We start from the raw sequence: 20,163 nt of genomic DNA, 5'->3' as shown, positions 1-20,163 counted from the left end.
GAAATTGTGTTACCATCAATTAGTACATAAACGGGTAGCTAATAATTAGATGTTAGGAGAATTTTTATGGAAAAAACTTTAATCTTTGGACACAAGAACCCTGATACAGATACTATCTGTTCTGCTATAGCTTATGCTGAATTGAAAAAGCAATTAGGAGCTAACGTAGAAGCGGTTAGATTAGGTTCGATTAGTGGAGAAACTCAATTCGTGCTAGACCAATTCAAAGTAGAAGCACCAAGATTGGTCGAAACAGTAGCTAATGAGGTAAGTAAAGTTATTTTAGTAGATCATAACGAAAGTCAACAGAGTGTTAGTGATTTGGATCAAGTACAAGTATTAGAAGTTATTGATCATCACCGGATTGCAAATTTTGAAACAAGTGATCCATTATACTATCGTGCGGAACCAGTTGGGTGTACGGCAACTATTTTAAATAAACTATATAAAGAGAATAATGTTAAAATCCAAAAAGAAACAGCTGGCTTAATGTTGTCAGCAATTATCTCCGATTCACTCTTGTTTAAGTCACCTACTTGCACTGATCAGGATGTAGAAGCTGCCAAGGAACTTGCTGCTATTGCTGAAGTTGATACAGAGGATTATGGTTTGAAAATGTTAAAAGCTGGTGCAGATTTAAGTGATAAAACTGTTGGCGAGTTAATATCATTGGATGCAAAAGAATTTTCTATGAATGACCACAAAGTAGAGGTTGCTCAAATCAATACTGTTGATACTAAGGAAGTACTTGAGGCTCAAGAAGAAATAGAAATTGCAATTAATAAAGTGATTCACGAAAAAGGTTTAGACTTATTTGTATTTGTTGTGACAAACATCTTAACAAACGATTCAGATGTATTAGCACTTGGCAAGGAAACTAAAGCAGTCGAAAAAGCCTTTGATGTAACATTAATAAATAATATTGCTACATTAAAAGGCGTCGTATCACGTAAAAAGCAGATTGTTCCAAATTTAACTAACGCATTTTAAAAATTTTTTTTGCGGCATAGCTATAATGAATAAGAAACAACTACCTAACTAGGTAGTTGTTTCTTATTCATCTGTAATCATTTAACTATTGTCGTATAAGGAAAGAGGAAGTCTATGTCACGAGCACTAACACATAGTTTATTAATACTTGTTATGATCTTGTGGGGATTAAATGTAGTAGCAGTCAAATTTTTAGTAGAGTATTTCCCACCCATCCTGATGCAAGGTGCTCGAGTTTTTATTGCTGCAATAGCCGTGTTTATCGTTTTATTTTTCATACGTGATCTAAGGAAATTAAATAAAAAGGAATGGATCTACATTTTGATTGCTTCTTTATTGGGACAACTTTTTCACCACGGTTTTCTAGCTGTTGGACTAACAGAAACAACCGCATCGAATTCATCGATTATCCTCGGACTTATTCCGCTCACTACTGCTATATTAGCGATGTTTTTTCTAAATGAGAGATTAACTTTCTTGAAGATTATTGGAATTATTCTTGGATTAAGTGGGGTATCAATCGTTATTATCTATAATAATGGTGGGATGGGATTAGTTTCAAAGGGTGATTTATTTGTATTTATTGCTATGGTCTCTCAAGCATCAAGTTTTATAGTGATAAAAAAAGCAACTATCAGTTTATCCGCAAAGCAGATGACTGCAGTGATGTTACTTGTGGGCTCACTTCTATTATTATCTGTTAGTTTTATTCTTGAGCCAAAAGGATCGACAAATTTATCGGTTGTACCAATGGGGGTCTGGGCTGTATTAATCTCATCTGCAATTCTTGCCACAGGACTTGGTCACATCTTATATAACTTAGCAATTAACCAAATTGGAGCGGGGCAAACAGCAATTTTTAATAATCTTATTCCTTTTTTTGCTCTAATTGGATCATTCTTATTACTTGGTGAGACAATTCAAATGTCACAACTAGTTGGGTTTTTATTGATCGTTATCGGGGTACTCTTAGGAACCGGTTATGTAGATTTTATTCTATCTAAACATGACAAAAAAACAAAATCACTACAAAATTAAAGGTGAAAACTAGAGTTTCAAAAAAATGTTGTCAATAAAGGTTACAGGATAGTAGTAGTTTTATTCTGGCTGTATTAAACTCGGTACAATATTCTCATAATCTGAAAGGAGAATGTACCGTGAAAATCGAAGAGAAGAAGTGGAAAGCGATTAAGAAACTACCAAAAATTGATTTACATTTACACCTTGATGGAAGTGTAAAACCAGGTACTGTATTAGATTTAGCTAAGACTCAGGGACTAATTCTTCCTGGAAATACAATAGATAAAATAAGACCGCTACTGCAAATTGATGAAAACTGTAACAGTTTAAAGGAATACTTGAGTAAATTTGATTTAGTCTCTCGGGTTCTTCAAACTTCTGAAGCCATTGAACGTGTAGCCTTCGAATTAGTAGAGCAAGCATATTCTACAAATTGTAAGTATATCGAAGTCCGGTTTGGACCCCAACTTCATCGGGAAAAGGGGTTGACTGTTGAAGAAGTAATTTTTTCAGTCATCAAGGGATTGAAGAAAGGTGAACGTAAATTCGGAGTTGGGGCGAATGCAATAGCTTGTTGTTTACGGCACCACGCTATCAACCAAAATATTGAAGTTATTCAAGCATCAGCACAATTTATAGATGGAGGTCTTGCAGGGGTCGACCTAGCTGGTGATGAAGCTTCTTTTCCCGCATTCCTTTTCAGACGAATTTTTAAATTTGCTGACAAAAAAAGGATACCTATTACAATTCATGCCGGTGAAGCAGCAGGTTCAGAAAATATAAAAGAGGCCGTTCAACATTTAGGCGCAACGCGAATTGGACATGGTGTGAGATTAAGGGAAGATTTACACTTGCTAGACTATCTTTCTAAAAATAAAATACCATTAGAAATGTGTCCGATTAGCAACATACAAACGAAAGCATGTTCAGGTTGGGACGATTATCCAATCAGAGAATATTTTGACCTTGGATTAATGGTTACAGTTAACACTGATAACCTTACTGTATCTAATACAAACCTTAACAAGGAGTACGCGATGGTAATGGAAAAGTTTAATTTTACATTTAAAGAGATATATCAATTGGTTATTAATAGTATAGATGCTGCATTTATAAGTATAGAGGAAAAGCAATTATTAAAGAAACAGTGTAAGGTAGAATATGATTTAATAAGTACAGGTGAAGAAGAAGTAGTGATATAGACAATTGAAATCCTTAGCGATGAATTTCAAAGTGCTAAGGATTTTTTGTTGGAAATATTTAGTTTTCTTTGGTAATAATTTTTTTTCTTTAAATCTAGATCATATATTAGGCAAAACAGCCATTTGTTATAATTTTCTAAAATTTTAGAAAACATTTGGTTTTATATTTTTTATGGATGTGGTAGTATGAGTCTTAACTATTTAATTTTTTCGGAGGAATGAGACAAAAAATGAGTACAAAATTGAATCCAATTCAAATAAAAGATATTATTATCGCCAACCAAGTTTTAAAAGATATTGTTGTAAAAACACCACTTCAAAAGGACACAATCTTATCAGATCGCTATGACTGTAATGTCTACTTAAAAAGAGAGGATCTTCAGGTAGTTAGATCTTTTAAAATTAGAGGGGCATACAATTTCATGCAAAGTTTATCCAAGGAGGAGCTTGAAAACGGTGTTGTGTGCGCTAGTGCTGGCAACCACGCCCAGGGAGTAGCATATTCATGTAAGGCTTTGGGAGTTAAAGGGCGAATTTTCATGCCTGCTACTACACCCCGTCAAAAAGTTTCAAGGGTAGAGTTTTTTGGTGGTCCCTTTGTAGAGATTGTTCTAACAGGAGATACGTTTGATGATTCTTTTTATGAAGCTAAAGAATATTGTGACTTACACCAAATGGCTTTTATTCATCCATTTGATGATTACCGAACGATAAATGGTCAAGGAACTATTGGTTTGGAAATTATTGATTCTATGGAGGAACCTATCTCACATGTATTTATGAGCATTGGAGGTGGGGGATTAATTTCTGGAGTCGGTTCTTATATCAAGAGCATTAGTCCTACTACACAGGTTGTTGGTGTTGAACCAGCTGGTGCACCTGCGATGCAGAAATCTTTAGAACAGGAAAGAGTTGTAACACTTGATCATATTGATAAGTTTGTCGACGGAGCAAGCGTTAAACAAGTAGGTCATCTTACTTATGAAATTGCCAAAGATATAATTGATGACATTGTCGTTGTACCAGAAGGAAAAGTGTGTACAACAATACTAGATTTATATAATGAAAATGCGATTGTTGCGGAACCCGCAGGTGCTTTACCGGTAGCCGCATTAGATTATTATAAAGATCAAATAAAAGGAAAGAACATCGTTTGTATCATTAGCGGTGGAAACAATGATATTGACAGGATGCAAGATTTTAAGGAGCGCTCTCTCATATACGAAGGTTATAAGCATTATTTTATTGTGAATTTCCCTCAGCGTGCAGGTGCGCTTAGAGAATTTATGGATGACGTATTAAGTGAGACTGATGATATTACTCGCTTTGAATATACTAAGAAGAATAATCGAGATAAAGGTCCTGTATTAGTTGGTATCGAGCTTAAACATAGGGAAGACTATCACCAACTTATCAACCGAATGGAGAAAAAAGGATTTTCCTACACTGAGATCAATAAAGATGCTAACCTATTTAATCTTTTAATTTGACATCTAAAATTGGTAATAGTTAGACACAACATTGATACAAAAAATATATTAAACGTAATAAAAAGGGATGCGAATAGCATTCCTTTTTTGCATTCTCTATTTGAAGAATAATATTATGTTAAATCAATCTGTGAACAGTTCTACTTAAATAAAAGTAGCAGTTCGCTAACCTCATTAATATGTTAGAAAAATTAAAGGAAAAAATATAGTTATAGAAATGATTACTAATGGTAAAGAACAGTGCAATATGGATAATACAATTCTTATATTTGAATGGGAAGGTACGAAAAAGCTTGAACCTAAATATTTCCAAAAGCACTTAGAAACCTTAATGTTTTACCTTTGGAGAGTATATTTGTGGGAGACAATCCCAAAAAGAGTGCAGGATTCTCAAATATAAGAATGTGACAGGTGTATGAAAAAAGATTATCAATGGGAGAACGTTAAAGGAGATTTCATGGTGGAAGATTGAAGGAAATAACTTGAATTGTAGAAAGTTAATCAATCAAAATATAAAATATTATTAAGCTAAAGGGAAATCAAGAAGAACAATCATTAGCCAATTGACAATTAGAATCCTTGGTTTTTAACAAAAATTTTATTTGTGCAGGTTATGTCCATCATCCTGCATGTTATTTGAATAGTGAAATAATCCCTACAAAAAAGCAGGGATTATTATAATTAAAGTAAACTACGGCACTCTGCAAGACATTCTTCTAAATCTTTAGAAGCATGTTGCATTTTTTGTTTAGCAGTGTCATGGGCTTTACCCATTGCATTATTTAGGTGCCCTAATGCACTTTCACATTCAGTGATACATTCTTGTAGTTGTTTTTTGTCCATAAAAATAAGCTCCTTTCCAGTTCTAATATTTTGGTGTAAATTATATTATTTGTTATTTTGATTTTTTATATGCAAATAACTTTAAATAAACTAAAGCGTGTAATATTTAAATCAGGGGATGGTATATTACTTCTATAATATTAATATATAATACAGCTCGGAATTTAATTGGTATTCTACATTTCAAGGTAAGCTTGGTTGTAAAAATGCTATTTCCCGATTGTAACTAACATTTGAGTGATTCTGACATGTACTTTTTAATTATAGTACAAATTCATTATAATTTACTTTAAACCCCAATATATAAAGAAAAATAGAGGTGCGAAATCCTATACGGATTGCACCTCTATTTTAATTTTCTATTTCAAAGCTTTTGACTCAAAATCATATGTTATGCAAATCCTATTCAACTATTAATTTTGCTTCCATAGTTTCGTGACCTTCACCACAAGGGATGTTACATTTAATTGTGTATTCTCCAGCTTCAAGATTTACAGTTGCAGAACCTTCACCATCGATTGATAAATCAGCACCATCTATTTCAATACCATGGTATCCTTCTGCGTTAGATAAATTTACTGTTACATCTCCAGCTGGCACAGTGTAGGTGTCTTGTTCAAACTCCCAGTTAGATGCTACTAAATCAACTGTACTTGCAGTGCCAGTTGTTTCACCACCACTATCATTGTTAGAGCTATCATCTCCACCACATGCTGCTAAAACCAAAACTAATGCAGAAAACGCTATTGTTAATAATACCTTTTTCATAATAAATTCCTCCTATATTTTTTCTATTGGTACTGCTTCTTACAAGTTCATGATACATAGTTTTTAAACCTAAGGGTTTGATATATATCACACTTTTTCGATTGTCAAAAAATTGACACAATATCTGTTATTCATAAAATTTACTCAAACTCTGATTGATCGATAAATATTAATTGCAAAAGATAGATAATCATACAGGCTGCAATAGCCAAAGATCCCCAACCTAACGTTTTTTGTTCAACTAATAAATAGTTATTACATAACTGGCTTTCGGAACCGATATAGATCCATGCCATTACAATGAACATAATAATAAAATACAGATAAACAATGTCCTTTCCGATAGATGAAAGTTTTTTCCAACTATCCCGAAGAGGTACGCCAGCTAAAAATGGTAAACTAATGAATTTGAATAACTCTACCACCTGTAATGTTATGGCTTCATCCATAGCTCTTGGAAGCATCCAATAACTCCAAATTATAACGAAAAGAATTATTCCTGGGATTCCATTACTATTCCATTTCTCAAGGAAGTTCGGAAACTTTAATTGAAAGAAACCTGCCATTAAGAATCCGGAAGCGACTAGTAAAGGCATTTGCATATGCATGTGAACGATCATGATTGACTCCAATAAGTTTGCAACAGGAGGGAGAGCAAGGAATATATACAGGACTAATCCGTATTTTGCTAGTTTCATTGCTAATCCTCCACCTTGTTGTTTAGATATGATATTACAGTATCTGAGGCTTTTATTATCTTAGTATAATCCATCATTTCTAGTAAATGACCTTGTTGTCCTATTAAATAGAAAGCCGAATTATGCTGAAAGTTTCCCTGACCGTCAGGAATAACGACAACTCCTAATCGTTCTAAAAGTTTATCTTGTTCTTCTTGGTTGTTTATTCGTGCCATTCGCCAGGTCTCGCCATCACTTCCAAAGTAACTTCTATATTTAGTTAGAGTTTCTGGGTCATCTCGTGTAGGATCAAAACTAATACTTAAGAAAACAATGTCTTCACCGATATATTCGCTTGGTATTAAATCATAAACCTCAGACATGTTCTTTTCTAATTGTGGACAAACAGTGCCGCAGTTCGTGTACATAAATGTAATAAACACGTATTTGCCCTCTGAAAATTCTTCAAATGTATATGTCCTATTGTTACTGTCTTGTAATGTGACAGATGGAAATTCGGGCTTATTCTTTAGTAGTTCATATGTTCTAGCACTTTCTTGAGTAAAGGCCCGGAATCCATCTGTTCCTTGATAGAACAACACAAATCCAAACAATAATATCAGGGTAACACTTATCATGGTTCGTCGATTTTTGGTCATAAATTCACTTCCCAAATGCAAAGTCTTAGACTAATCTACCATGTTCGGATCGGTGGTGACCCAGGAGGTGCATTTAAGAGCATATCAACGATTGGAACTACATACGCCATAGCAACTACCATTAATAGTAATACAATCCAAAGCCCCCAACGTTCCGTCCACATAGGTGTTGGAGTTTCATCATCTTCTGGTTCAGCAACTGGATATTCTGTATTGCCTTTTGGTGCAAAGAACATCATATTGAATACCGCATAAACCTGAATAATAACGCCAATTAACAGGAGTGTGGCTCCTACTGCAAATAACATTTCAAATGGTACCCAGCTTGCTGCCGCTTCGTGTCCTCCGTATGTTGTATCAGAAGTACGCCTTGGATCACCTAGTAATCCCACGATATGCATGGAACCAGACATAATAATCATACCAACTGTCCAAATAAGGGTCTGAATAATACCAATTTTGTTCATTTTTGGTGTTAGTTTTCGTTTTGATAAATGCGGAATTAACCAATAACAAATACCAAAGAATGTTAGAACTACTGAAACACCAACTGTAATATGGAAGTGGCCAACAACCCACATTGTATTATGGATTACTTGGTTAAGTTGATTACTAGTATTGACAATTCCGCCAGCTCCACCAAATATGAAGCTAATCATAGCAATCATTGGTGCTAAGAATCGGACATCTCCCCATGGAAGCTTTTTAAGCCAACCGAGTAAACCTTTTCCACCTAATCTTCTACCGGTTCTCTCAAATACCACAAACATTGCGAATGCAGTCATAAGAGAAGGTACTGCAATTGAAAGACTCATAAACACATGTAAGAATTTTATAGACTGTGAGATTGCTGGGTCAATTATTTGGTGGTGAAATCCACCAGGAATGTTTAGTATTACGACTAAAATAACGACAAGTCGAATCAATTTATCACTAAAGTGTCTGCCACCAATAATTCTTGGTACAAACACATACCATGCGGAAATTGCAACAAGGTACCATATATTAACTAAAGTGTGTCCGAACCACCAAAATAGTGTGCGAGCTACCATGACATTCGTAGTCTCTACCAATCCCATTGACCAAGGAATTAAAGTGAAAACTTCGATAGTTACACCTAAAGATGCAAAAAACCATAATACGAATACGCCCATTGTGAAAAATGCTAAGATTGGAGTTACTTCACCAGGGTGATTTTTTCTCCAGTGTCTGTAGTTAATAAACACTCCGAAGCAACAAGCCCATATGCCTAGTACTACAAACACTAACCCTATATAAAAAATTGGGTGGGCTGCGAGAGGCGGATAAAACGTATATAACACCGATGCCTCATTTAGGACAATCATGGTAACTACCATTGCCACACCAATGATCATTAGAACAAAACCAGTCCATGCTAATTTACGGACTTTAGGAAGGAGTCCTCCTAGTGCATGGGAAAGGTTAGCATATAGATAACCGATTGAAAATGTAGCTGTGAATACAACAAGTAATAGAAGTCCATGTGCTGTTAATACTTGATAATAATTTAACCATGATGGAAGTTGTATGAGGCCTGCACGTTCTAGTCCTTGTACTAATCCTAATATTCCACCAATGAGTAACGATACAAATGCGACAGTTAAATAAGATAGTGAAACCTTTGCATCTTGGGAATTTACACCCAATATTTTCTTTGGATTCTCATGAATAGTTTCTCTTAATGATTGTTCCATTTTCATTTCCCTCCTTTACTTAACGGTAATTGTAGTACTCATTGCTTGGTGTCCAATACCACAATATTCATTACAGATTACTAAATAATTGCCTGGTTCTTTAAACGTGTGTGAAATTTTTTGTATATGCCCTGGCATAACCATTGCATTTATATTAGTACCAGGTACTTGAAAACCGTGAGTAACATCCTTGGATGTCATTGTAAAGTGAACCTCAGCTCCAACTGGTACTTCAATATTGCTTGGGTTAAACCCAAATGATTGTAATATCATAACTACTTCATACTCATTTTCAGCGATTTCTTTAACACCTGGATCATCAAACGGAGCGATTTGTTCTACTTTCTGTGGATCAATGGTTTCACTATGACTTGGAGGTCCCATACCTAGTGCAAAGGTTTGATATCCAATAATGATCATAAATACAACTAAAATACCTACACTAATCGTCATCCATATCTCTTCTAATCGATGTTGCATATATTTCCCCCCTTTATACTCTTTCCATATAGATCCAAAACACAGCCACCCACATGACTACGATAACTGCTGCAACAAAACCTACGGAAACTATCGTACCTTTTAGTGATTTTTCATCATATTTTTCTGGTTTTTCAGTCTTAAGAGTTTTTGTTGTTTCCATCGAAATTCACCCCCTGTTAGCTAATCTTCCTTATCTTAGTTTTGGTATGATTTGATGGCACTGGTATTAATTGAAAGAAGATAAATCACAACGCAACTAAGAATTTAAATAAAGTGTATCTGTAATAGTTAAGCTTAGTAGTGAGGTAAGTCACTTAAGTTTGGGACTTATGTCACTTAAGTATTTTATCTAGAAAAATCCCCAACCTAGATTAGTTTGAAATAGGGAACACAGGGGAGGGGACGCTCCAAAGGTACTGTCACAAAATCGTAATGATTTAAATTAGATTAAAGGCTTAAAATTAAAGAACATAATGAAAACGTCATGATTTCATTTGAAATCATGACGTTTAGTTAACAATATGGAGTATTTTTAGGTGTGGAAAAATAAGGAGTGGTATCTATGTACGAAGGAAGACTGAGTTGTCCTCACTTCAGATTGCGAGTTGTTTTATAGGTTTAACTATATGGTCATCAAGAATCATTATTTTAGAAGAACTTATAAAGTGTTCTTTGTATGTTAGTAATAATTCTTCATGAAATTCTTTAAGCAGTCTAACACTTTCAATAATTTCATTTGAAAATAAACCAGATCGATTTACTAGAATATTTTCATACTTTTTCAAAAGTTGTTTAGTTTTTCTAATCATCTTTTGTGCTTGTCTTATTTTGTAAATATCACTAAGATCATTTAAAAATGATTCAATATCACGTTTAATTGACTCTCTTAATTTCAGATTTACTAGTGCCTTATTATCAAGTTCTTCATCAAATATGAATTGATTTAACATGATAAGGTCGGATTGTAATGGTTCATTTAGGAAATTCAAATATATTCTAAGTGTATTATAGGCATCAAACATAGGATTATGTTGTTGTCCTATAAATTTCAATCCATATAGAACTAAAGCATTTTCAACAGAAAGATTATTTTTAGAAACTCTTTTCGAGAGCGTTGCTTGAAAGTCGACATATCGTTTTTCGATTTTATCAATTGTCGAAATAGATATGTTATGTTTCTCTGAATCTAACTTTAGACGAGTCAAATCGCTTTTTGACCATGAAAAAAAGCGTGAGCGTTTAACGCCACCAACCCATGTTAAGAAATCAGAGAATACTTGTTCAAACGTTTGTGCATCGACTAAGTCCGAATCCTCAATTCCGGTTAATTTTTTACAGAATTTACTTAGAGGCTTTAGTTTTGTTGGACGAATATATTGATCAAAATAGGTGACTCTTTCCGTTTCAATTTCATATTTTACAGCGCCTAACCGAATTGCTTCCATATCTTCAAAAAGCATTCCTCTATCTGAGCAAAGCATCTCAAAGTCAAAAAAGATAAAATATTTCATTTCAGCCATAGTAACACCTCCTCTTCTAACAGGATATTATAAGGGTAATAGTAGATAAATAGAAGGAGTAATTATTTCCAGATTAGGATTTCTATTAAGATAATCCCCACCATGTAGCAAGGATGGATATAAATGGGATAGTAAAAAGACAAAGAATAGTTGAATAAATAGTAGTTAATACTGCTGTTTCTTCGTCGTCTGTATAGCGTGAAAATAATACAGTAGCCAACATGAACGTCGGCATAGACGCTTGGATTATAATAATATTCTTAATCAAACCATCAAAATAAGTAAAAGAAATAAGTACAAAAGTAATTATTGGAAGTATAAGCAGTTTAAATGATAAGGGAAACCAAATACTAGAATAAAATAATAACCCTTTTCTCTGGATAAGTGGTGGAATTAACATGCCAACGTAAATCATTGCTAACGGAGCAGCAATTGCTGACAACATTCCGGTCAGTTGTTTGATAAAATCCGGCGGATCAAATCCAGTAACAGCCGCCAATAATCCAACGGTGATCGCGATTAGAGGAGGATTTACTAAGGCTTTTAATTGTCTCAATTTAAATTTACCGTGGGATTGAAGCATGTAAATTCCTATGGTGAAAATAACAAGGTCCATAGCTGAATCAAAAATGGCTGCTAAGAGACCACCAGTAGGGCCAAATATTGTAGCACAAAGAGGTATTCCAATAAAACCAGTATTTCCAAAGGTAGACAAAATGCTAAGCTTCTGTGGAGAAAGGGATTGAAAGTTGAATAGTTTTGAAGTAGTGAAGGAGAAAAGTAAAGATAAAATGTGAAAACTGATTGAAAAGACAAAGATAACCAACACTTGATTTAATAAATGACTCGTTACTTCTGTACTAAATATTCCATTTAATATGATAGAAGGTACTGCAATATTAATAATGATAAACATAATACCAGATTTTAGTTCTTTAGTAATCGGAATTTGGGAGGCTGTTAGTACTCCCAATCCTATAATCAGGCCCATTACGGCGATAGTAGAGGTAATGACAAGTAAATCCATAGTAATAAAATCCTTTCTCTATTTCTGCGGTAATTTTAGCCTTAATAAGCTATTTTGTCCAGTATATTGATAGTCCCGATTACTTAGAATTAGCTTTACTATTTCCTGGGTAACCGCAAGAAATGACACCAGCACCTAAATAATTTAAATAGGGAGGAAAATAAGAAGATTGAACTTACGATATTTAATTAAACAAACGTTTGATTAACTTTTATGTATATCTATATTATTTTTGTTTTTGACTATACTAAAAATGGATATTTAATTACTAGGGATGTGTTAATATGACAATTTTTCGTCTAGGCTACGTTGCAATGAGTATGCATGTGATAAACAGTTCGCCATCAAAAACAATGACTTATAAGAACTTTAGTCAGCATAAAGACCGGGAAGCAGCCATTTCAAAACTTGAATTGCTTGCAAATAAAAATATAGATAATTCTCTTCGGTTGTTAAAGCATAATAAAGCATTTGGAATATCTTTGTTTAGACTTAGCTCCCGTCTTATACCTCTTGCTACACATGAAGATTTAGAGGATTGGGACTATATAGAGCCCACGAAAGATAAGCTTCGGGAATTGGGGGATTATGCCAGTAAAAATAAAATGCGAATCGATTTTCATCCTGATCATTTTGTTGTCCTTAATTCACCCAAATCAGACGTTGTCAAAAGTTCTGTTAAAAATTTGAAATATCATTATGATTTATTAACTGCAATGGGAGTAAATCCAAGACACAGATGTGTTTTGCATACAGGCGGTAGTTATGGAAACAAAGTAGCCGCTCTTGAACGTTTTATTGATAATTGGGGTCGGATTTCTCAAAGATTACAACAAATGATAATCTTAGAAAACGACGATAAAACGTTTAATTCTGAAGATGTTCTTTATTTATCGGAAAAACTATCTATTCCTCATGTATTTGATCTTCATCATCATGAAGCTAACAATAATAACGTAGAGTGGACTGAATACTGGGATCGAATTGTAAAGAGTTGGAGTAATTCGGAGTTTCCAGTAAAAGTTCATTTATCAAGCCCTAAAAACGAAAAACAGTTTAGACATCATGCTGACTATGTAGATCCAAATATGTTTACCACTTTTATAAATAAGGTTAAGGGAAGTGTCGACATTATAGATTGTATGATTGAAGCTAAACAAAAAGATGCAGCATTATTTCAATTAGTTAGAGATCTAAAAAAAGAAGCAAAGATTGAATGGATAAGTGACAGTTCTTTTCAATTAAAATAAGAATATAGGCAAGTGAGAACTTATTGTTTGGTTGTTCTGTTCAAAAGTTGTTAAAATTGATTTAAAGGTTAATTTTCAAATTTAAACTAAAAATATTTGGGGGATAAATTAGTATGAAGGAAATAAGTGCGAATGAAGTTCATAATTTATTGGAAAGTGGAAAGAAGTTAAACATTATCGATGTTCGAGAAGATGAAGAAGTGGAACAAGGCATAATTCCAGAAGCAGTACATATCCCACTTGGACAAGTAGAATCCCGTATGAATGAATTAGATAAATCCAAGGAATATATTATTGTCTGCAGGTCAGGTAGAAGAAGTGCAAACGCATCTGAATTCCTACAAATACACGGTTTCGAAACAACGAATATGACAGGTGGAATGTTAGAGTGGGAAGGTACAGTAGAAAAATGATTAACTATTACATAAGTAGACTGAATAAATTGGGGGTATTCTAATGAAGGTTGTTAATAACATAACAGAGTTAATTGGTGATACTCCAATCGTCAAGTTAAATAAATTAGTTCCTTCAGATGCTGCAGATGTATATTTAAAGTTAGAAATGTTTAATCCTTCAAGAAGTGTTAAAGATCGAGCAGCAAATAATATGATTAAAGTTGCTGAAGAACAGGGATTAATCAAACCTGGGGATACGATTATTGAACCAACTAGTGGTAATACAGGAATCGGACTAGCAATGGTAGCCGCAGCGAAGGGGTATGATGCTATCCTCGTTATGCCTGATAATATGACTAAGGAAAGAATAAATATTTTAAAAGCATATGGTGCAAAGGTAGTTTTAACTGATAGTAAGGATAAAATGCCTGGTGCAATAAAAAAAGCTATTGAATTACAAAAACAAATTCCTGGGAGCTTTATACCTCAACAATTTGAAAACATGGCTAACCCCGACGTCCATCGATTTACAACAGCAAAAGAAATTTATCAGCAAATGGATGGTAAGTTGGATGCTTTTGTTGCTACAGCAGGTACAGGTGGAACAATGACAGGTACGGGTGAAACCTTAAAGGAACTCATACCAGAATTGTATATTTCAGTAGTGGAACCAAAGGGCTCGCCGGTACTCTCTGGTGGAAAACCTGGAAAACATAAATTAGTAGGAACAAGTCCTGGTTTTATTCCGAAAATTTTAAACACCTCAATCTATGATGAAATTATCCAGATTGCGGATGAAGATGCTGTTTCAATGTTCAAACAATTAGCTTCAAAGGAAGGGGTCTTTGCAGGTCTTTCAGGTGGTGCTGCGGTTTTTGCTGCGATTCAGGTGGCAAAAAGACTTGGTAAAGGTAAAAAAGTTGTTTGCATAATACCAGATACTGGAGAACGGTACTTGAGCATGAATCTTTTTGACGAAGAGTAATTACCTTTCGAACAACGGGACTGTGAGTTTTTTTCTATACTCAAAATAAATAATACTATTAAAAAGTATGATGAAACTTTATTAGGAGTTAGGAATTTAAGAGATTTCTAGTGTTTTACATGGCTTGCCAGCTTGGTTCTGGCAAGCCATTTTATTCCAAAAAAATTGGAAACAACATTTGAGTGGAAAACATTGAATATAACTGAGAAATGAGTTAGTCTGAAAAAAAGAAACAATAAGTTTTATTGGCAATAGTCTTAAAGGAAATTTTACCTGAACCTGTTAGATAGAGAGAAAAGGGAGGGTTAGGACTATGAATAATTTTATTGCTTATTTACTTATTGTACTTGGAGCCTCTTTTTGGGGTTTAACGGGATTGTTCGTTAAATATCTGTACACGTTTGGCTTTTCCCCTATGGAAGTAGTTACAGTTAGATTGACTGTTTCAAGTGTTATTCTCTTTGTAGTTCTCTACTTGTTCGCCCCTAGTTATTTAAGGATTAACTTTAAACACTTACCTTATTTTTTTGGTCTAGGTGTAGTTAGTATCGCTTTTTTTAATTGGGCCTATTTTGAAGTAATTGAAAGGGCATCGTTGTCTATAGCTGTAATTATGGTATATACATCACCAGTATTCGCAGCACTGATTGCAAGGTTTCTTTTTAAAGAGATGCTCACTCCTCAAAAGATAATAGCAGTCTTACTAACTATCATTGGTTGCGGTTTTGTAGTAGGGCTCTTACCTAATGGTGTAACAAGTGTTTCTATAATGACAATCCTTTTAGGAGTTCTATCGGGTTTATTTTGTTCATTATATAGCATAATAGGGAAACATGTGAGCCATATTTATCATCCAATAACTATTACCGTTTATTCGATGATATGTGGAAGTATCTTTATGGTTCCAGCGAGTAAGATATGGATGCAAACAGACTTATTTCTAAATTGGGAAGTTTGGGGATATATCTTAGGCATTTCTACCGTTTCTACTATCTTTGCTTATATTTTGTATACGCTAGGTTTAACTTATGTAGAATCTAGCAAAGCTTCCATTTTAGCCACAGTTGAGCTTCTCGTTTCAGTTATGCTAGGTATTTTATTATTCAATGATTTGATTAATGGATGGCAGTGGGTAGGTATTATCCTAGTACTTACAGCTTTAGTATTAGCTGTACTATCCACAGGTAAACGGAAATTAGTTGTCGAAAAGTAAGTCTCTAGTAAATTGAGGCCTACTTTTATGATCTTTCCACCTCACCCTATAGGGGATGAGGTGGTTTTTTTATGGTCAATTTTCAGAAAATTCTTTGTTTATTTAAGTTTATGTATTAAAATTACATTATTATAATTGAAAGGAAGCGTGGGTCTTATGATTGATTTGCGTTACCCTATAGGACAGTTTGATTTTAAAGAAGAACTTTCAAAAGACAAACTAGAAGGCTGGATAGAAGATATAGAAAAAATTCCTTTTCAATTAGAAGCAACGGTTAATGGGTTATCTGCTGAACAGTTGGATACAACATACCGACCAGGTGGCTGGACGATTCGCCAAGTGGTTCATCATATTGCAGATAGTCATCTCAATAGTTATGTTAGATTTAAAATAGCTTTAACTGAGGACCAACCTACAATTAAACCTTACCTAGAGGATCAATGGGCTCAATTACCTGACTATGATTTGCCAGTTGGTGTTTCCTTGCAATTACTGAAGTCCGTTCATGAAAGGTGGACTACTTTACTAAGATCAATGACCATAAGTGATTTTGAGAGAAAATACAATCATCCGGAGACTGGACAAACTACTTTGGGTTTATCTCTAGGTTTATATGCATGGCATGGTTATCATCATCACGCCCACATTACAACACTCAAAGAAAGTTTGGAGTGGTAGAAAACTTCAATCTCTATCTATATATAAAAAAAGTAACCCTTTCTATTATAGAGAGGATTACTTTCATTAAACTATTTAGTTCAGAATGGACCTGGTCCAAATCCACCGAATCCTGGTCCATAGTCATTAAATACAGGACCTGGTCCAAATCCTGGACCATAGCCAGTAAAGCCTGGTCCAGGACCGTAACCTGCAAATCCAGGTCCATAGCCACCGAATCCTGGTCCAGGACCGTAACCTGCAAATCCAGGTCCATAGCCTCCAAATCCAGGTCCAGGATAACCAGAATAGGTACCTCCTAGGTATCCTAATCCTAATCCTACTAGGCCCGCTCCAAGTGGGCCGATTCCTGGTTGTCTATAATCATTTTCAATTGGCGCATAGGGGTTAATATTCGCATTATAGTTTTGATACATTTAAAATAACTCCTTCCTACCCTATAAAATAGGGAATATGTCTAATGGGTTATGCCTAATTATCATATGGTAAGATGGGGAAAACGGTAATGGACATTCACCTATATTTTGCAAATTATCCCAGTTAAACAAAAAGGAGAGAATACTAATGTTAAAAGTAAAAATGATAGTTCAAACAAATTATAATGGTCAGCTCCTTAGAGAAGGAAAAGAGTATTTGATACCAAAAGAAACTGCAGAACGCTGGCATGTAAGCAATATTGCGAAACTATTAGTTGAGGAATCTGATGATACGGAAAGTATTTAACTGGGGGGATAACTATGACTTCATTTGACTTTCATTTGCCAACAAACATTCAGATAGGAGAGGGTGTTTTTTTACAAACTGGCGAGTACTTAAAACAAATGATAAAGGGGAGTAAAATTTTAATCATAACCGATCCAGGTATCGAAAAAATAGGACTTGTACATAGGCTTATAGAAATTTTATCTACTTATCACTTTAGGATAGAAGTATTTAATCAAGTTAGACCAAATCCACGGGATACTGATTGTGCAGAAGGTGGAATCCTAGCTAAGAACTTTGATGCCGATTGCATATTAGCATTAGGGGGAGGATCAGTAATTGATGCTGCCAAAGCAATAGCAGTTCTTCAAACATGTGGGGGTACAGTTCAAGACTACGCTGGTATTAATCAAGTGAAAATTCCTGTTACTCCCATAGTTGCAATTCCTACTACAGCTGGAACTGGAGCCGAGGTAACACGTTCATCTGTAATTACAGACACTTCTAAAAGAGTAAAAATAACGATTAAAGATATTAAAATTGCTCCTACTCTTGCTATGATAGATCCAGAACTTACATATGGGTTACCTGCACCCTTGACTGCCTCCACAGGTATGGATGCTTTAGTACATGCGATAGAGGCATATACTTGTAAACGGTCTAATCCTATAGCAGATGGTTTAGCAGTTGAAGCAATGAACCATATCTATCCTAATTTAAGATTAGCTGTACAGGATCCAGGAAATAAGAAAGCACGCTATCACATGATGGTTGGTTCAACAATTGCTGGAATGGCTTTTTCTCATTCAGATGTTGCATCTGTGCACTGTATGGCTGAGGCTATCGGTGGATTATATGATACTCCACACGGGGTCGCAAACTCGATGTTTTTACCTTATGTGATTGAATATAATGCAGAATCTGATATTGTTAAACATGCAAAAATCGCTAAAATAATTGGAGTAGCAGATGAATCTATGTCTGAATTGGATGCAACGAAAAAGTTGGTGGAATCAATGGAACAGTTAGCAATCGATATAAAAATACCTAACTTCTCTACAATAACAGAAGTGAAGTCAGTCGATTTTGATTATCTAGCTACATCTGCATTTGAAAATGGATCTACTCCAAGTAATGTTAGAATAATAAGTAAACAGGATTATCTAGATTTATTTTACAAGGCTTTTAAGAATTAGATTTTTTAAATAAGGAAAAGAGTTCGGGGTTGGTTTTATCTTAGTTAGGATAAAAAAAGACATAGTGAAAGCTGGTACGGTAACAATATTCTTATTATATTTATCTTCCTTGTTCTATTTACTATTTTTTTCTGGGTATCGGCATAGTGTACAGGGGTTAATTGATTATAATTTAGTTCCTTTTAAATCTATCGTTAATTACATTTTAGCTTTCGATGGATTTTCATTCTATTTGTTAAAGGATAATTTCTTCGGTAATATTAATGCTTTTGTTCCTTTTGGTTTATTGTTACCAACACTATTCGAGCGCCTTCGATCAATTAAAACCATTATTATCATTTCATTTTTCATGTCATTATCCATTGAAATTACTCAAATTGTATTTCGGGTTGGTTCGTTTGATGTGGATGATACTATACTTAATACTACTGGAGCGATAGTAGGGTATGGTATCTATTGTTTATTTTTAAAAAAAGTACGGAATGGTAAAATTTACTATTGATACTGTTAAGTGATTGGTGTAATATCTAGATACGAGCTACGATGTACGTAATGATAACTAAGTTTTAACCTTTATACTATAAAAGGGAGTTTTACATTGAAACAGGGATATCATGCCTCCATGTAGAGGAAGATAGAAGTGTTTCTGCAGACACCCACTTAGAGAAGTGGTGGTTTAAAACTTTCTTACGTGATTTACGGCAATTGTGGCTTTTGAATTTTAAAATGAAACCAGTTCCTCTGAGGAACTGGTTTTTTAATGTACAATGTTTATATTTTGTTTTGAAATGTTATCACAGATTAGACGAATCCCGAGTGTTTTTAATAATTTTTATGAACAAGTTACGGAACTTTTCCTTATCTTCATTGGTCATTGCTTTGGGTCCTTTTGTTTTTTTTCCACTTCTTCTCGCTTTTGCATTAGCATGCCGAGTATTGAGTAATTCGTCAATATTTTGATTTGTATAAAGAAATCCTTTATGATGTAATACTGTACAACCCTTTGATAATGCAAGTGAAGCTAATCCATAATCTTGGGTTATGATAATATCCTTGGTTTTGGCTAATAACATAATTCTATAATCAACTGAATCAGCACCCGTATCCACATAAATGGACTCCGCTCCAAGTGGATCATCTTGAGGAGAGAAATGGGAGTAGCTTTTCACAAGTTTAACAGGTATGTTTTCTTTTACTGACTCTTCAATTATAATTTCTTTAACAGGACAAGCATCTGCATCAACATAAATTCTCATAATATTCCCCTTCTAGATCGAGTACTTAATTTAGATATTAGTATAATAATGGTAGACTTAGAATTAGATTAAGTCAAACAAGCATATTTTTAGT

Annotated in this window: 23 protein-coding genes and 1 other RNA gene; 13 read left to right on the top strand and 11 right to left on the bottom strand. The window is 34.3% G+C overall.

The features are described 5' to 3' along the window. Positions 1-66 precede the first annotated feature (66 nt). The 4 genes from GH741_RS07675 (at position 67) to ilvA (ending at position 4,702) form a co-directional block, all read left to right on the top strand. Complete coding sequence (locus tag GH741_RS07675; RefSeq protein ID WP_153736197.1) at positions 67-990, top strand: manganese-dependent inorganic pyrophosphatase; 924 nt, start codon at positions 67-69, stop codon at positions 988-990. A 114-nt stretch (positions 991-1,104) separates the two neighbouring features. After that, positions 1,105-2,028, top strand: a complete 924-nt coding sequence (locus tag GH741_RS07670; protein WP_153736196.1) for a DMT family transporter — start codon at positions 1,105-1,107, stop codon at positions 2,026-2,028. A gap of 119 nt (positions 2,029-2,147) precedes the next feature. Continuing rightward, positions 2,148-3,212 (top strand): adenosine deaminase, encoded by a 1,065-nt coding sequence (gene add, locus GH741_RS07665; RefSeq protein ID WP_338079295.1) that lies wholly within the window; start codon positions 2,148-2,150, stop codon positions 3,210-3,212. A gap of 230 nt (positions 3,213-3,442) precedes the next feature. Then, positions 3,443-4,702, top strand: coding sequence for a threonine ammonia-lyase IlvA (gene ilvA / locus GH741_RS07660; protein WP_153736194.1), 1,260 nt, complete (start codon positions 3,443-3,445; stop codon positions 4,700-4,702). Between the two features lie 681 nt (positions 4,703-5,383). Here the strand turns inward: ilvA and GH741_RS07655 are convergent. The 9 genes from GH741_RS07655 to GH741_RS07615 all read right to left on the bottom strand — a co-directional run bounded on the left by GH741_RS07655 (position 5,384) and on the right by GH741_RS07615 (position 12,394). Then, the gene (locus GH741_RS07655) at positions 5,384-5,545 is read right to left on the bottom strand and encodes a hypothetical protein (RefSeq protein ID WP_153736193.1); all 162 of its coding nucleotides are present in this window, start codon (positions 5,543-5,545) and stop codon (positions 5,384-5,386) included. 402 nt (positions 5,546-5,947) lie between these two features. After that, positions 5,948-6,313, bottom strand: a complete 366-nt coding sequence (locus GH741_RS07650) for a cupredoxin domain-containing protein (RefSeq protein WP_153736192.1) — start codon at positions 6,311-6,313, stop codon at positions 5,948-5,950. A gap of 140 nt (positions 6,314-6,453) precedes the next feature. Then, entirely contained in the window at positions 6,454-7,011 is a 558-nt protein-coding gene (locus GH741_RS07645) for a hypothetical protein (protein ID WP_153736191.1), read from the bottom strand. A 2-nt stretch (positions 7,012-7,013) separates the two neighbouring features. Then, the gene (locus tag GH741_RS07640; RefSeq protein ID WP_153736190.1) at positions 7,014-7,649 is read right to left on the bottom strand and encodes an SCO family protein; all 636 of its coding nucleotides are present in this window, start codon (positions 7,647-7,649) and stop codon (positions 7,014-7,016) included. Positions 7,650-7,684: 35 nt separating this feature from the next. Continuing rightward, complete coding sequence (locus tag GH741_RS07635; protein ID WP_153736189.1) at positions 7,685-9,364, bottom strand: cbb3-type cytochrome c oxidase subunit I; 1,680 nt, start codon at positions 9,362-9,364, stop codon at positions 7,685-7,687. Positions 9,365-9,379: 15 nt separating this feature from the next. Continuing rightward, the gene (locus GH741_RS07630) at positions 9,380-9,844 is read right to left on the bottom strand and encodes a cytochrome c oxidase subunit II (protein ID WP_153736188.1); all 465 of its coding nucleotides are present in this window, start codon (positions 9,842-9,844) and stop codon (positions 9,380-9,382) included. Between the two features lie 13 nt (positions 9,845-9,857). Further along, on the bottom strand, positions 9,858-10,007 hold the full coding sequence (locus GH741_RS07625) for a cytochrome c oxidase subunit 2A (protein ID WP_153736187.1): 150 nt from the start codon (positions 10,005-10,007) through the stop codon (positions 9,858-9,860). A gap of 433 nt (positions 10,008-10,440) precedes the next feature. Beyond that, positions 10,441-11,367 (bottom strand): 3'-5' exonuclease, encoded by a 927-nt coding sequence (locus GH741_RS07620; protein WP_153736186.1) that lies wholly within the window; start codon positions 11,365-11,367, stop codon positions 10,441-10,443. A gap of 85 nt (positions 11,368-11,452) precedes the next feature. Beyond that, positions 11,453-12,394: an AEC family transporter gene (locus GH741_RS07615; protein WP_153736185.1), complete on the bottom strand. Its 942-nt coding sequence runs from the start codon at positions 12,392-12,394 to the stop codon at positions 11,453-11,455. Positions 12,395-12,678: 284 nt separating this feature from the next. Between GH741_RS07615 and uvsE the strand changes: the two genes are divergently transcribed. From uvsE to GH741_RS07590, 5 genes are all read left to right on the top strand, one after another. Continuing rightward, complete coding sequence (gene uvsE, locus GH741_RS07610) at positions 12,679-13,644, top strand: UV DNA damage repair endonuclease UvsE (protein WP_153736184.1); 966 nt, start codon at positions 12,679-12,681, stop codon at positions 13,642-13,644. A gap of 113 nt (positions 13,645-13,757) precedes the next feature. Then, positions 13,758-14,057 carry a rhodanese-like domain-containing protein gene (locus tag GH741_RS07605; RefSeq protein ID WP_153736183.1) on the top strand — a complete coding sequence of 100 codons (300 nt, stop codon included), beginning with the start codon at positions 13,758-13,760 and terminating at the stop codon, positions 14,055-14,057. Positions 14,058-14,100: 43 nt separating this feature from the next. Then, positions 14,101-15,024, top strand: coding sequence for a cysteine synthase A (gene cysK / locus GH741_RS07600; RefSeq protein WP_153736182.1), 924 nt, complete (start codon positions 14,101-14,103; stop codon positions 15,022-15,024). Positions 15,025-15,337: 313 nt separating this feature from the next. Continuing rightward, positions 15,338-16,237, top strand: a complete 900-nt coding sequence (locus GH741_RS07595; protein WP_153736181.1) for a DMT family transporter — start codon at positions 15,338-15,340, stop codon at positions 16,235-16,237. Between the two features lie 156 nt (positions 16,238-16,393). After that, the gene (locus tag GH741_RS07590; protein WP_153736180.1) at positions 16,394-16,915 is read left to right on the top strand and encodes a YfiT family bacillithiol transferase; all 522 of its coding nucleotides are present in this window, start codon (positions 16,394-16,396) and stop codon (positions 16,913-16,915) included. 80 nt (positions 16,916-16,995) lie between these two features. Here GH741_RS07590 and GH741_RS07585 read toward each other — a convergent pair whose 3' ends face one another. Beyond that, positions 16,996-17,331 carry a hypothetical protein gene (locus GH741_RS07585; protein ID WP_205677317.1) on the bottom strand — a complete coding sequence of 112 codons (336 nt, stop codon included), beginning with the start codon at positions 17,329-17,331 and terminating at the stop codon, positions 16,996-16,998. A 148-nt stretch (positions 17,332-17,479) separates the two neighbouring features. On the opposite strand from GH741_RS07585, the gene GH741_RS21585 reads away from it, so the two are divergent. The 4 genes from GH741_RS21585 to ssrS all read left to right on the top strand — a co-directional run bounded on the left by GH741_RS21585 (position 17,480) and on the right by ssrS (position 19,531). Continuing rightward, complete coding sequence (locus GH741_RS21585) at positions 17,480-17,638, top strand: hypothetical protein (RefSeq protein ID WP_170287585.1); 159 nt, start codon at positions 17,480-17,482, stop codon at positions 17,636-17,638. A 14-nt stretch (positions 17,639-17,652) separates the two neighbouring features. Then, positions 17,653-18,813 (top strand): iron-containing alcohol dehydrogenase, encoded by a 1,161-nt coding sequence (locus tag GH741_RS07580; protein WP_153736179.1) that lies wholly within the window; start codon positions 17,653-17,655, stop codon positions 18,811-18,813. Positions 18,814-18,877: 64 nt separating this feature from the next. Further along, positions 18,878-19,315 carry a VanZ family protein gene (locus GH741_RS07575; RefSeq protein WP_153736178.1) on the top strand — a complete coding sequence of 146 codons (438 nt, stop codon included), beginning with the start codon at positions 18,878-18,880 and terminating at the stop codon, positions 19,313-19,315. Between the two features lie 30 nt (positions 19,316-19,345). Continuing rightward, a non-coding RNA gene (ssrS, locus tag GH741_RS07570) (6S RNA) lies at positions 19,346-19,531 on the top strand. Between the two features lie 76 nt (positions 19,532-19,607). Here the strand turns inward: ssrS and GH741_RS07565 are convergent. Next, positions 19,608-20,069 carry a YaiI/YqxD family protein gene (locus tag GH741_RS07565; RefSeq protein ID WP_153736177.1) on the bottom strand — a complete coding sequence of 154 codons (462 nt, stop codon included), beginning with the start codon at positions 20,067-20,069 and terminating at the stop codon, positions 19,608-19,610. Between the last annotated feature and the right edge of the window lie 94 nt (positions 20,070-20,163).

The organism is Aquibacillus halophilus (assembly GCF_009649745.1).
Taxonomy (GTDB): domain Bacteria; phylum Bacillota; class Bacilli; order Bacillales; family Amphibacillaceae; genus Aquibacillus; species Aquibacillus halophilus.
This window is presented reverse-complemented; position numbering and strand designations above follow the sequence as displayed.